This is a genomic window from Acinetobacter sp. UBA5934 (assembly GCF_002430855.1).
Lineage (GTDB): Bacteria > Pseudomonadota > Gammaproteobacteria > Pseudomonadales > Moraxellaceae > Acinetobacter.
On the sequence record NZ_DJDC01000039.1, the window covers coordinates 23,920 to 37,837 of the forward strand.

14 protein-coding genes are annotated in these 13,918 nt (G+C 43.0%); 7 read left to right on the forward strand and 7 right to left on the reverse strand.

Annotated elements, in window-relative coordinates; genetic code table 11:
* Nucleotides 1-10 precede the first annotated feature (10 nt).
* From B2Y23_RS02820 to coaE, 3 genes are read left to right on the forward strand one after another with little or no spacing between them, the layout of a single operon-like run.
* Nucleotides 11-1,237, forward strand: a complete 1,227-nt coding sequence (locus B2Y23_RS02820; RefSeq protein WP_291355743.1) for a type II secretion system F family protein — start codon at nt 11-13, stop codon at nt 1,235-1,237.
* On the forward strand, nt 1,237-2,097 hold the full coding sequence (locus B2Y23_RS02825) for a prepilin peptidase (protein ID WP_291368883.1): 861 nt from the start codon (nt 1,237-1,239) through the stop codon (nt 2,095-2,097). The genes B2Y23_RS02820 and B2Y23_RS02825 overlap by 1 nt, the downstream gene beginning before the upstream one ends.
* A gap of 15 nt (nt 2,098-2,112) precedes the next feature.
* Entirely contained in the window at nt 2,113-2,703 is a 591-nt protein-coding gene (gene coaE, locus B2Y23_RS02830) for a dephospho-CoA kinase (protein ID WP_291368885.1), read from the forward strand.
* A 19-nt stretch (nt 2,704-2,722) separates the two neighbouring features.
* Here the strand turns inward: coaE and B2Y23_RS02835 are convergent, their stop codons facing one another.
* The 3 genes from B2Y23_RS02835 to B2Y23_RS02845 form a co-directional block, all read right to left on the reverse strand.
* Nucleotides 2,723-3,640, reverse strand: a complete 918-nt coding sequence (locus B2Y23_RS02835; RefSeq protein ID WP_291368887.1) for a DMT family transporter — start codon at nt 3,638-3,640, stop codon at nt 2,723-2,725.
* A 33-nt stretch (nt 3,641-3,673) separates the two neighbouring features.
* Nucleotides 3,674-4,423 (reverse strand): 23S rRNA (guanosine(2251)-2'-O)-methyltransferase RlmB, encoded by a 750-nt coding sequence (gene rlmB / locus B2Y23_RS02840; RefSeq protein ID WP_291355751.1) that lies wholly within the window; start codon nt 4,421-4,423, stop codon nt 3,674-3,676.
* A 132-nt stretch (nt 4,424-4,555) separates the two neighbouring features.
* A complete protein-coding gene (locus tag B2Y23_RS02845) occupies nt 4,556-4,879 on the reverse strand; it encodes a pyrimidine/purine nucleoside phosphorylase (protein ID WP_291355753.1) in 324 nt (107 codons plus the stop codon).
* A 524-nt stretch (nt 4,880-5,403) separates the two neighbouring features.
* Here B2Y23_RS02845 and recN point away from each other — a divergent pair.
* From recN to ruvX, 3 genes are all read left to right on the forward strand, one after another.
* Entirely contained in the window at nt 5,404-7,065 is a 1,662-nt protein-coding gene (gene recN / locus B2Y23_RS02850; RefSeq protein WP_291368889.1) for a DNA repair protein RecN, read from the forward strand.
* A gap of 113 nt (nt 7,066-7,178) precedes the next feature.
* Entirely contained in the window at nt 7,179-7,733 is a 555-nt protein-coding gene (locus tag B2Y23_RS02855; protein ID WP_291355757.1) for a YqgE/AlgH family protein, read from the forward strand.
* Nucleotides 7,726-8,169, forward strand: coding sequence for a Holliday junction resolvase RuvX (gene ruvX, locus B2Y23_RS02860; protein ID WP_291355759.1), 444 nt, complete (start codon nt 7,726-7,728; stop codon nt 8,167-8,169). Before B2Y23_RS02855 ends, ruvX begins: the two co-directional genes overlap by 8 nt.
* A 374-nt stretch (nt 8,170-8,543) precedes the next feature.
* On the opposite strand, the gene B2Y23_RS02865 is transcribed toward ruvX, so the two are convergent.
* Genes B2Y23_RS02865 through B2Y23_RS02875 form a run of 3 tightly spaced genes read right to left on the reverse strand, consistent with a single transcriptional unit; the run spans nt 8,544 to nt 11,883 of the window.
* Nucleotides 8,544-9,554: an HlyD family secretion protein gene (locus tag B2Y23_RS02865; RefSeq protein WP_291355761.1), complete on the reverse strand. Its 1,011-nt coding sequence runs from the start codon at nt 9,552-9,554 to the stop codon at nt 8,544-8,546.
* Between the two features lie 33 nt (nt 9,555-9,587).
* A complete protein-coding gene (locus B2Y23_RS02870; protein WP_291368891.1) occupies nt 9,588-9,794 on the reverse strand; it encodes a DUF1656 domain-containing protein in 207 nt (68 codons plus the stop codon).
* Nucleotides 9,787-11,883: an FUSC family protein gene (locus B2Y23_RS02875; protein WP_291368893.1), complete on the reverse strand. Its 2,097-nt coding sequence runs from the start codon at nt 11,881-11,883 to the stop codon at nt 9,787-9,789. Before B2Y23_RS02875 ends, B2Y23_RS02870 begins: the two co-directional genes overlap by 8 nt.
* 474 nt (nt 11,884-12,357) lie before the next feature.
* Between B2Y23_RS02875 and B2Y23_RS02880 the strand changes: the two genes are divergently transcribed.
* Nucleotides 12,358-13,122: an IclR family transcriptional regulator gene (locus B2Y23_RS02880; protein ID WP_291355767.1), complete on the forward strand. Its 765-nt coding sequence runs from the start codon at nt 12,358-12,360 to the stop codon at nt 13,120-13,122.
* Between the two features lie 197 nt (nt 13,123-13,319).
* Here B2Y23_RS02880 and B2Y23_RS02885 read toward each other — a convergent pair.
* Nucleotides 13,320-13,918 (reverse strand): alpha-ketoglutarate-dependent dioxygenase AlkB family protein (locus B2Y23_RS02885; protein WP_291368895.1); only part of this gene is annotated, 599 nt, incomplete at its 5' end.

Below are 13,918 nucleotides of genomic sequence, written 5' to 3' on the forward strand. Positions count from 1 at the left end.
ATAAATGCACATGGCTGCCAAAAAAGCACAGATGATGCCAACCTTCAGTTATGAAGGCATTGATCGTAAAGGGGAAAAGCTTAAGGGAGAATTACCTGCGCGTAATATGGCACTTGCTAAAGTGACTTTACGCAAGCAAGGAATTACCATTAAGACCATTCGGGAAAAAAGAAAAAATATTTTCGAAGGCTTAATGAAAAAGAAAGTCAGCACGCTCGATATCACTATTTTTACTCGTCAACTGGCAACCATGATGAAAGCCGGTGTACCCCTCGTGCAGAGCTTTGAAATCGTCGCTGAAGGCTTAGAAAATCCATCCATGCGTGAAGTTGTATTAGGGATTAAAGGTGAAGTCGAAGGCGGGAATACCTTTGCTGGTGCACTTAAAAAATATCCTCAATATTTTGATAACTTATTTTGCTCATTGGTTGAATCTGGTGAACAGTCAGGCGCCTTGGAAACTATGCTGGATCGCGTCGCAATTTATAAAGAGAAAAGTGAGCTTTTAAAGCAAAAAATCAAAAAAGCCATGAAGTATCCAGCAACTGTTGTAGTTGTAGCTGTTATTGTTACTATTATTTTGATGGTCAAAGTGGTACCGGTATTCGAAGAATTATTTAGTTCATTTGGTGCAGATTTGCCGGCCTTTACCAAAATGGTGGTGAATATGTCTGAATGGATGCAAAAATATTGGTTTATTCTGATCATTGCAGTTGGTGCAATAATTGCTGGATTCCTTGAAGCAAAAAAACGTAGTAAAAAATTCCGTGACTTCCTCGATAGAGCTGCACTTAAAGCACCTATTTTTGGCGATCTTGTTTATAAAGCCATTATTGCCCGTTACAGTCGAACCTTAGCGACTACTTTTGCTGCCGGTGTTCCCTTGATTGATGCCTTGGAATCTACAGCGGGTGCAACTAATAACGTGGTTTATGAAACTGCGGTAATGAAAATCCGGGATGATGTAGCAACCGGTCAACAATTACAGTTTGCCATGCGAGTGACCAACAAATTCCCTTCTATGGCTGTACAGATGGTCGCCATTGGTGAAGAGTCCGGTGCGCTGGATGCCATGCTGGATAAAGTTGCCACTCATTTTGAAAATGAAGTCGACAATGCAGTAGATGGCCTAACCTCAATGATGGAACCTCTAATCATGGCTGTACTTGGGGTACTGGTCGGTGGTCTGGTGATTGCCATGTATCTACCAATTTTCCAAATGGGCTCTGTGGTTTAATGCAAGAATTTATCGCTTATTTTATGATTAACCCAACTGCCTTATATCTTGCAGTTGGGCTTTTTAGTCTCTGTATTGGCAGTTTTTTAAATGTCGTGATTTATCGAACGCCTAAAATGATGGAACAGGAATGGCGGCAGGATTGTCAAATATTACTGCATCCCGAACAGGCCATGATTGATGAAACAAAGATCACCCTCAGCAAGCCTGATTCAACCTGTCCGAAATGCCAGACCCCCATTCGCTGGTATCAAAACATTCCTCTCATCAGCTGGCTGATTTTACGTGGTAAATGCAGTTCGTGCAAAAACCCAATCAGTATTCGTTATCCTTTGATTGAATTGTTGACTGCTGCGTGTTCCCTGATCATTGTGGCCGTCTTCGGTCCTACCCTACAGATGCTGTTTGGTCTAATCCTCACCTGGGTTTTGATCGCACTTACCTTTATTGATTTTGACACCCAGCTTCTGCCTGACCGTTATACTTTAACCCTGGCAGCACTGGGTTTGGGCATTAATAGCTATAGTATCTATACCAGTCCAATGTCTTCCATCTGGGGCTATATTATTGGCTTCTTATGTTTATGGATTGTCTATTATCTGTTTAAGATTATTACCGGTAAAGAAGGCATGGGCTATGGTGACTTTAAACTGCTGGCTGCCTTAGGAGCCTGGATGGGACCATTGATGCTCCCATTGATCGTATTACTTTCTTCTTTCGTTGGTGCAATCATTGGTATTATTCTGCTCAAAATACGCAAAGAGAACCAGCCTTTTGCATTCGGTCCTTATATCGCCATTGCCGGATGGATTGCATTTATTTGGGGTGAGCAGATTATGAAAATCTATTTAGGACAGTAATTTTTAGGTATATATATGATGTTTATCTTGGGTTTAACTGGAGGAATTGGTAGTGGAAAATCGGCCGCCAGTAAATGGTTTGAAACCCAGGGCATTACTGTGGTCGATGCCGATATTGTTGCCCGTGAAATTGTTGAAAAGGGCCAACCTGCTTTACAACAAATTCATGCTGCTTTCGGTGATTGGGTTTTATTAGAGAATGGCGAGCTGAATCGCCGGGCTTTACGTGAACACATCTTTAAAGATTCGGATGCACGTAAAACTTTAGAAAGCATTACCCACCCGGCAATTCGAGAGTCCATTATTCAACAACTGCAAGCGGCAACCAGTCCTTATGTGATTCTGGTTTCTCCTCTGCTGTTTGAAACTAGCCAGCATGAACTGACTGATCATACCTTGCTCATCGATGCATCGATTGATTTGCAGATTCAGCGGGCGGCTATGCGTGATCACCAGTCCATTGAACAAATTGAAAAAATTATTCAGTCCCAGATGCCACGTGAACAAAAACGTCGTTTGGCGGATGATATTGTGCTGAATGATGGTCATCTTGATCATCTCTACAGTCATTTAAAGCCATTACATGAAGCTTATTTAAAACGCTAAGCTATAAAAAAGCAGTCCTTTAAGACTGCTTTTTTTGTTGCTCAATTCGCTGTTTCAAACTGTCTTGATGACCAATCCAGCGCCAAGGCTGTATTGCACCAATTGCCATCCCGATCAAGCCACAAATAATGGCCACACTTAAAGGCTCACCCAAAAGTGGTACGGCCAGAATTGCTGCCATAAACGGTGCCAAAGTGACTATACTTCCTGCCTTGAATGCACCCAGACGCTTAATAGCTTCTACATAAGTCAGTGTAGCGACAATCACCACAAAGATCCCGTGAAAAACCACCTGTAACAGTAAATGCATAGGTTCAGGCGCAGTTAAATTTTTCGGCAGAAACAGCAGATAAATTGGTACATAAACAATTGCCGACCAGATAGCAACACCGGCCATGGAATGCCAGGCAGAGAGTTGCCATTGCCGTAATAGCACGGTAAAAATGCCCCACCAGATCGCACTCAGGAAAAAGAGCATGTCGCCAAAACCAAAGGCCACTCCGGTTTCCTGATACATCAAAAAGCTCATGGCAGTGATCGCGCTCAGCATAATCACCAAACTAACCCAGATGTGTTTATCTAAAGGCTGTTTAAATAATACAAGCCCAGCTACGGCTGTACACAGTGGAAGACAACCATTCAGGAAAATGGCGGCATGGGCTGCAGGCACATAATGAAATGCCGTATAAGAGGTTAAGCAATACGCTACCCCGCCGATCATCGCCAGCAGAAAAGGTTCTTTTTTCCATAAAAAAGCAGTATCTTTTTTATAGAGCAAAATAGGCATTAAAATACAGAAAGCCAGCGCAAAACGTAGTGCTGTGATATCCCAAGCACTAATTCCCCACTGGGCATTCAGGCGGGAAGTAATGGTAAATCCTCCCCAAATACACATGGTAATGGCGACATAAAGATAACCTTGAGACCGGGGAGACATAGCAAACAACTTTTAAATTTGAAAGAAAAAAAATTACACGTTACGTTGACGGCAAGCTTCATACAGTGCCATCCCTGTGGCAACACTGACATTTAAACTCTGCAAGTTTCCTGCCATTGGAATATAGACCGTCTGATCACATTGCGACTGGGTAATCGGACGTAGACCGGTATCTTCAGCACCCATCACTATACATACTGCTGTACCGGTAAAATCAAACTTATCCACTGGTAAGGCTTTTTCATCCAGCATGGTTCCGACTACACGGACATTAAATTCATCTTTGATATTGCCCAAAGTACGCGCCAGATTGGTCACCTGAATAAACTTCACCTTTTCTGCGCCACCTGCAGCCACTTTACGTGCTGTTGGCGTTAGGCTTGCAGAACGATCACGTGAAACCACTACTGCTTCCACACCCATGGCAGCCGCTGTACGAATACATGCGCCCAAATTGTGCGGATCGGTGACCTGATCCAGTGCCAGTAACAGCGCTTGAGGATTTTGCTTCAGTACTGCATCCAGATCCTGTTCATTCAACACCGGATGTGGGCGTACTGCCGCCACTACGCCCTGATGAAAAGGCTGGCCTGCCAGTTTTTCCAGCTTGTCACGACTGGCTTGCTGTACACTGATGCCGAAGGGTTCAGCCAGAGCCAGCACATTTTTCAAACGCTGGTCATCACGACCTTTTAAGGTAAATAAAGTCAGTACGCGCTCAGGCTCGAGTTCCAATAATGACTCCACCGAGTGAACGCCATAATAATATTCTGGTTTTGCCATGAACGGCCTCTAAAATTTATGCTGATAATACAAAAAAGAAAAATCCTGCAAAGCAGGCTTTACAGGATTGATGCTTGAATCTAGTTTAACCGATTCAAGTTAAAAATTCTTTGTCTTCTCTAGAACGAATGCTTAGCCTTCGAAATGACAGACATAATCGAGTACGTCATCGGTCTCGATTTTGAAACGGCTATTGCCTGGTACATAAAAAGATTGACCGGCACGAAACAATTCACTTTCGATTTTGTCGCCAATTTGTACACGACACTCACCTGAAATAATTTCCATACGTTCAGGCACATGCGTTTGAAAGGTTAATGCCTGTTCTGTTGGCAAAATCACCCCTAAGGTTTTTTTGGTGCCATCTTCAAACTGTACGGTATGACTGATACACAATCCATCGAAATAAACATTCGACTTTTTGACAACCGAAACGTGATCAAACTGATTTGACATGCGTATTCTCCAGATAATGCGCATTTATAATTTTTGCTCGAGCTAGTTTAAAGCTGAGCATTAAACTAATCAATCGCTGTTTCATCCCGCTAAATCAATATTTTTCAAATTTTTACAAATATTTTTTTAGGCTGAAGAAGAAAACGAACGAGCCGTGCACGAACATCTTCAATAATGAAATTATATGCACAAATTGCGGCTGATGTTTCCCCGACCAAAGGTGAATAGCATTCTTTGTTCTGATTCATTCTTGAAAGTAGTTGCATTACTCTGGCTCTAGTCGGGTTCAGGTTTTGCAAGGCTGAATCAAGGGATGAATGAGATTTTTGATCTTTTTATAAAAACAGGGTTTAAGTGATCGATGGAAAATTTTAATCAGCTATTTTCAACTGCAAGTTTCATTTTCTTTGCCCAGATAAGGTAAGATATTGATGTTTTAAATCCTTTTAAAATAAAAGCTGTCTTGTGACCAAAACAAAATTTCACTATCTTAGATTAAAACTTTTCGCAGCTTGGATGCGTTTATGCTGACACATTTAACTCTGATCAATTTTGCTTTAGCCGATCATTTAGCCATTGATATTGAACAAGGTTTCAATGTCCTGACAGGCGAAACCGGAGCGGGTAAATCATTATTACTGGATGCCCTGTCTGCTTGCCTAGGCGAACGTACCGATACCAATTACGTGCGTTTTGGCTCGGATAAAGCCGATGTGACCGCTATTTTTAGTTATCAGGAACAGAGCCCTGAAGCCCAATGGCTAAAAGCACATGAGTTGGATGATGAATCAGGTGAAATTCATTTAAGACGGGTGATTTTTGCCACGGGTCGTAGTAAAGCCTGGATTAATGGCCGTCCAAGCAGTCTGTCTGAACTGAAAGAGATTGGCCGTTTATTGGTACAACTGTATAGTCAGCACAGCCAGCAACAACTGTTAGAACCGCCCTATCCCAAGCACTGGCTGGATCGTTACAGCAACTTTTATCAACCTGCGCAAGATGTGCGTAATGCCTATAGCACCTGGCAAAAAGATATCCGTCAGCATCAGGCGGCTTTAGATGCTCAGGCCACCCGTAAACAGCGCATTGAAACGCTAGAGTTACAACTGGAAGAACTCGAAGAGCTTAGCCAGATTGACTATAAAGAGATTGAACAGGAATTTGACCGTTTAAGCCATCACGAACATATCATGCTGGACTGCAGTTATAGCTTAAATGTGCTGGATGAAGCAGAACAAAATCTGACCCAGGAACTGGCTTCAATTATTCGCCGTCTGGAATCACATGCCGGTCGTAGCGAACAACTTTCCGAAATCTATAATTCACTGATCAATGCACAAAGTGAAATAGATGATGCAACGGCAAATTTGCGGCAGTTTATCGATCGTCAAAGTTTCGATCCTGAACGCATGGAAGAGTTGAACTCGCAACTGGAAATTTTCCACCGTTTCGCGCGAAAATACCGCACTCAACCAGAAACCTTAAAAGAAGAATATCAGGCCTGGCAAGCTGAACTTGAGCAATTGCATCAGCTGGAAGACCCGGAAACCCTGGCTGAACAAGTCGAGTTATCACATCAGGATTTTTTAGCCAAAGCCCAATATCTGGATGAAATTCGCCGTGAAGCTGCGGTGCCTTTGGCGAAACAATTGACTGAACAGGTCAAACAGCTGGCTTTGCCGGAAGCCTATTTTGAATTCAAGTTTGAACCTTTGGAACAGGCAGGCGCTGAAGGTCTCAGCTTTATTCAATTGCTGTTTACTGCAAACAAGGGAATACCACCGCAGCCTTTGGCACGCGTGGCCTCCGGGGGTGAATTGTCGCGTATTGCCCTGGTTATGCAAGTCATGAACGCGGAAAAAACCGAATCGGAAGTGCTGGTCTTCGATGAAATTGATGTCGGGATTAGCGGTGGAACAGCGGAAATGGTCGGTCGTTTACTGGCAGATTTGGCCCAGCATGTACAGATTTTATGTATTACCCATCAGGCTCAAGTGGCAGCACAGTCCGATCAACATTTACTGGTGAAAAAACTCCAGACCGATCCGGCCAGCAGTACCATCATCAATCTTGCAGAAGAACAGCGCATTGATGAACTGGCGCGTATGACCGGCGGTGTCGAAATTAATGACACCACACTGCAACATGCCAAGCAGTTACGTCAACTTAAGTTTCAACAGGTATAAATTTGAGGTTTAAATCACAAAAAATGATTGGCGAAACCCAATTAGTTTAGTAACTTGGTCATAAGCGCTTTATTAATTTAATCAGTTTTTGATTTTAAGGGGGAATGGCTTAGATGACTAAACAATATCTGACACATCGCTGTCTCATTGCACCTCCTGATTTGGGCGATGATTTTTTTGCCAATACCGTTATTTATCTGGCACGCCATGATGAAGATGGTGCGCAAGGTATTATCATCAATCGTCCATCCGGTCTTTCAATCAAGGAATTGTTGAATGACCTGGAAATTGAAGCAGATAACGTCAATCCCCATGCAGTCTTGCAAGGCGGACCGTTGCGCCCCGAAGCCGGTTTTGTACTGCATACCGGTCAGCCGACCTGGCATTCATCCATTGCTGTCGGTGAAAATGTCTGTATCACTACCTCGAAAGATATCTTGGATGCCATCGCCCACAATGAAGGCGTTGGACGCTACCAAATTGCCTTGGGCTATGCCAGCTGGGGCAAAAATCAACTGGAAGCAGAAATTTCCCGTGGTGACTGGCTAATCTGTGATTCAGATATGGATTTAATATTTAACTTACCTTATGACGACCGCTGGGATGCTGCCTATAAAAAAATGGGCCTAGACCGTACCTGGCTGTCATCAGAGATTGGACATGCCTGATTTATCACAACCGCACATGATCATGGCATTTGATTTTGGTACCCAGAAAATGGGCATGGCGGTGGGTCAATCGCTGATTGAAAGTGCTAATCCCCTAGCCCTGTTTCCCATGAAAGACGGCATTCCGAACTGGGATGCTTTACTGAAAATTGTCAAACAGTATCAACCAACCTTATTTCTTGTCGGTTTACCTTTGAATATGGATGATAGCGAATCTGAACTTTCAGCCCGTTCGCGTAAATTTGCCCGGCGTCTGCGCCATCAAACCAATATTGAAACCTTGATGGTCGATGAACGCCTGACCACCCGTGAAGCACGTGATGAACTGGATCATTATCAAGCTCAGGGGCGTGGCAAAAAATTAGCTGCGGACAGCATCGCGGCAGCCTTATTCATCGAGAGCTGGTATCGAAATCCTGAAGGTATCGCACCGTAAAGATAAAAAACATCTTTTAGAATAATGCCAGTCCGTTCAATAATTGACTGGCATTATTCTTATAAATTCAGCATTTTGTTTGATACACGGAAACGTCATCCGCAATTGTTTGAGGCATGAGGTGCATTGCACCGCAAGATTAAAAAAGTGGTTGTTTCTGCGATACATTCTTTAGTTGATGGTAATGGACGAGTTTTGCGGATGACAAATGGTTTTGGTTACTTTTGCCAAAACAAAAGTAACATACGAGCTGCAAAAATTTAATTTAAGGCAGTAAGACTCTGTCATGAACCACTTAATTAAGGGGTTGTTATCAACTCCTTAGATCAGCATTAATCTCTCGTATGCTTTTTTTGAAATGAACAAGGCTAAATTTATGGCTGATCTTTTTTCAGAATATGTACGGTCGCAGTACGTCCTGCCACAAAAGCCAGCTGATTCTTAGGCAGCTCATCTATCACAATTTTAACCGGAACACGCTGTGCCAGCCGTACCCAGCTAAAGGTGGGATTCACATTGGCAAGCAAACCCGTAGTAGATGTACGTTCGCGGTCTTCAATCCCGGAAGCAATGCCCTGCACATGGCCTTTGAGTTTTTGCGCATCGCCCATCAACTGAATGGTTGCCGGAGCACCAACATAAATCTTGTCGAGTTTGGTTTCCTCAAAATAACCCACGACATAGAGCTGCTGACGATTTAACAGTGCAGCCACTGCCTGCCCCACTTTGACATAATTACCTTCCCGCAATTCAAAATTGGATAAGGTACCATCAGTCGGCGCCACCACTTCAGATCGGTTTAAATTCAGTTCTGATAAGTGCAGATTACTATTCGCCACTTCAATCAAGGCTTTTTGCTGCACAATATTGGCTTTAGCCTGTTCAATTGCAGCCAGCATTTGCTCATGTTCGGCATGCGACTGATCACGCGCTGCAAAGATCTGGTCCTGTTCCTGTTTCGAAATCGCTCCCTCCATCAGGTTGGCATAGCGGATGGCATTTTTATCTGCCAACTTGATATTGGCCTGAGATTTCACCAGATTGGCTTTGGTCTGAGCCAGTTCGGCCTCGGCGGCAGCCAAACTGGCTTTGGCTTTAGACAAATCCGATTTGGCCTGTTCCACATCCAGGGTTTGACGGGCCACATCAATCTTAAACAACACCTGCCCTTTTTTCACGGTCTGGTTATCCTGCACCAAGACGTCAGTGACCAAGCCAGAAACATCGGAAGAAACCTGAATCACATCGCCCCGTACACGACCATCACGGGTCCAGGGCTCAGAATTGTAATAATCCCAAATGTGTTTTACCGCCAAAATTGCCACGACCGCGACTAAAATAAATAGTACCGGTCGGACGACTTTACGCAAGTCTAAGGATGTCATGGAAAAACCTCATTCATTTCAAAAGATAGCTGCTTAGCCCAAGCAGACGATAAAACCCCAATGCACCAGCCACAGCAACACCAGATAAATACAGAGATAAAAAATATTCGGTAACGCAATCCAGCCCTGCTCCACAAAACGGTCAAGCACACGCATCAACAGACGCAGAAGAACATAAGCCAGCACCGCCTGAATCAGCAGAACTGGGACATACACCCCATAGACATTTAACTCACCCATGAACAACTTCTCCAAGTTCAGTGTGGTCTTGAGGCTGTATCGGCTCATGACACAGGCTGCTGCGAATATTGTTTAAAGAAATCTGAATCCGCTGGGCAATTTCCGTCTGCTCCAAATGCTGTGTCTCTTTTTTTAACTGTCTGATTTTTAAAACAACCTGTTGATGAAGATTTGAAATTAACTGCGTTTGTGCATTTTCTTTGGCACGAAAATAGTCATCTAGACTTTGTTGCAGATCTTCCAGACTAGTCAAAATGGCTTGATCAGAAGCAAGTCGATTCATTAGCTCTTGCAATCGTGTCAGGTCAATTACCGCGCTGGTTTCCACCAAAGCCAGATTAATCTGGAGCTTTAATTTTTCTGACTGAACCATCTTGGTATTCAATATTCCAATCCGGTCTAACATGCTGCGCAAATGGGTCCGGAATTGCACACCGTAAGGAAGATATAAGGCTTGACGAATTGCCTTGTAATGCAGCGACAAAATCCGCTGTACCGTGATTTCAGGAGACATCGCCCGAACCAGATGAATGATATAAATTGAAATAATCGGTCCCAGCACAGAACCGATGGTGGCATCAAAGAAAAAAACCTGATCCAGTGCGTAATGGTTTTGCAAGTTCAAGCCCATGATGGTTCCCATCAATAAGGGCAAGGCAATCCCGGTGAGTGGCGGATGGGGAAACATCATCAGGCAATAAATCACAAAAGGGGCCAGTACCAGTGCCAATTCCCAGAACGAGGTCACGTGCGGGAAAATGCCATAGGCATAAATAAATACCATCACCCCTGCATAAATATTGCCACGCACAAATAGCTTGAGCGCCGGTACCGGATTATCCATCGCAGTTAAAATACAGGCACTAATCGCTGCCATTTCCGCCATCATAAAACCGGCTTTCCAGCCACTTAAAATCCAGAATCCTGTAGCAATGATCACCACAATAAATGCGGAAATCCCGCCCCGTAGCGCAATCCCATGGTCACGGTGTAAATTCGGATAGGTCGTGCTCAGGGGAGTTACGCTTTCAGGCAGTGAAGCATCGCCCTGTTGAAGACGCTGCCAAATCAGTCTGATCGCACGAATATTCTGGATGAAATGGCGAATATCCATTTTCAGGCTGGCCAAAATTACCTGCTGTTCAGCAGGTGCAGTTGCCATTAAATGGGCAAAATCCTGTTCAAAATTTTCAGGTAACTGATTTAATGTCTGCTCCTGAATATCCTGATCAGCTTTTAAAAATGCCGCACTATGATTGTGGATCACCTGAAGCTGGGTACGGTAACGACTATCGGCTTGATCCAGCTGCTTGACCCGCTCCGCCATCGCCACCAGATTCGCCACCAGCATGCTCAGTTGATGCAGCATTTCCTGCAACGGTTTGGTCATCCCCTGCAAGGTTGATTTTTCATAAGACAGGTGCACGGCCATGACATGAATTTCAGCAATATCACGCGCAAGCTGACTGAGTGCGGTACTGTAATTTCCCAGTTTGGAGGGATCCAGTAAAATTTGGTCAAATAAGGTTTTGGTGTCCTTAAAGGACTTAGACACCTTTGAGGCTACGGCTGGACCAATATGCAGCGGGAAAATTGTCGTAGTTACAATGGCACTACAGACCACCCCCACCATAATCTCTAAAAAACGTCCCATTGCCATATCAAACATCGATACCGTGTCGATGTTATAAATAATGTTATAGCTGATAATGACCGTGGTATAACCCGCCAGCATAAATACATAGCTACGCGGGGTCCGATCAAGCATTGAGATATATAAGCAAAACCCCACCCATGCGGCCAAAAACAAAGTAAATAGCCACGGCGTATTAATCAGCAGCGGAGTCACTGCAACCGAAACCACTGCTCCGAATAAGGTTCCAAGTGCCCGGTATAAACTTTTCGAAGAAGTCATCCCGGAAAAGGGATTGGCAATCACAAACACTGTTCCAATTGCCCAGATGGGATAAGCCAGATTCAGCGCAAAGGCCACATACAGGGCAAGCATGCCTGCCAAAAACGTTTTAATCGCAAAAATCCAGTCCATCTTGCTGGGACGAAATGCGAGTACTTGTTTGGTAAGCAGCATGGACGAATCTCAAATTAGGGTTTAGACCTTCTCCCCTAATTTTGTAACGACGACTCCTAGCACGATCCACCCTGAAGATGGATCATGTCAAAATAGACATGTTTAAACATGTCATCAAAGATGAGCGTCATTCAAAATGAATGGAGAAGATTGCACAGCATTTATGCCTGTGAAATAGAACAATAAAACAGCTAACCAAATTAGGTTAAAAATTCATCATTGGATATTTATTTGTTTTATTCTTTCAAAAAGACCTTATAAAGTCAATAATAATATCTTATTATGATAATTAAGCTTAAACAAACAAGATATATTAAATATCTTGTTATTTATTTCCTCATGCTGCATGGAAAATATTTTTGAATGCTGACAAATACGGCATTGTCTCAACAAAAGCCCTGCTCTACCTGATTTTTTGTTATAAAGTAATATTGATTCGTTTCTCTTTTATATGCTTTGACCAAGCAGGTACTTATGGCACTTTCTAGTTTTGGTAAGATTCTCACCGTTTTGGATTTATTTTCGGTGTCTCGCCCTATTATTAATGTGGACATTATTAGTGAGGAATTAGGACTCTCTAAGCCCACAAGTTACCGTTATTTAAAAGAATTGGTTTCGGCAGAATTGTTGCAGCGCCTCAGTGGAACTTCAGGTGACTATACGCTCGGCTCGAAAATTGCCGTGCTGGATTATATTTCCCGCACCACCGACCCTTTGGTACAAATCAGCATTCCCTTTATGCAGCAGATTGTAGAGCGTACTGAATTCGGCTGTCTGCTTACGCATTTAAATTATGATTCATGTATTGATATTCATCACGAATTGTATAAAGACCTGACCACGCTCATTTATGGCCGTGGTTGTCCTCGACCGATTTATAAAGGCTCTTCTGCCAAGGTGATTCTGGCTCATTTGCCGAAACAGCGGATCATAGACTACTACCAACGCTTTGCCAGCGAACTGTCTGAAGTTGGATTTGCCCATAGTGAAGAAGAGTTCATACAGCAAATGAAGCAGATTAAAAAGCAGGGCTATTATTTTTCCAATGGTGAAGTTGATCCGAATTTCGCCACTCTTTCTATTCCAGTGAAGTTTTCCAGCAAAGAACCGCCTTTGGCTTTGACCTTATTGGCCTCTAGAAACCGCTTTGAATTTACCAATTTCCAAAAGTTAATTGAGATATTACGCGACAATGCCGACTTAATCGAAAAGAAATTTATGACCCTGACCCATCAGTAAGACTAATGGTTAATTTGAGGAATGATTATATTTTTTAATCTAAAATATGTTGAATTTAACAATATATTCTCATAATATGATTATTGTTCTTCAGTATCCATTATTCCATGATAATGAGATGTCATGTTAAAGTGCTCCTCAAACTTAAAAAAAGCTCATCCCCATATGGGCTTTTTTTATACACTCATGAGGGGTTTTTATGAATGTTCATACGGATAAAAATAACGAAAAGTGAGATTCACCCGCGGCTCAATAATTTTTGTCGATTTTCTTAAGGTATGTTTCCAGTACTGCTGGGTTTGGCCGCGCATCACTATCAATTGGCCACTATGTAATAGCAGATCCACTTTTTCTTGACTGGTTTTATGCTTAAAACTAAATTTCCGTGTTACGCCAAAACTTAATGAAGCTATTACGGTTTCAAAACCGGCTTTAGAAACCAGAGCCGGTTCATCATCACTATGCCAGCCTACAGCTTGATCACCATTTTCATATAAATTGGCAAGGCAGGAATTAAACGAATGTCCGACCAACTTTTCAATCTGCTGCTTTAAACGAAATAATCCGGGTGTCCAGACATGAGCTTGCTTGAATGTGCCGGAGTAATGATATTGGTAATTTTCATCACCGTACCAGGCCACTTTGCGTGCAGTTTTATAGTGTTTTCCATACAACCGCACTTCATCATGTTGCCAGGCCAGATGAGTTAAAAAATACTGTAAATATTGCTCGCTCTGCTGAGGCGTTAAAATCAGGCCATAGTCTTGCACAATGCCGTCACGGGGCAACAGATTGT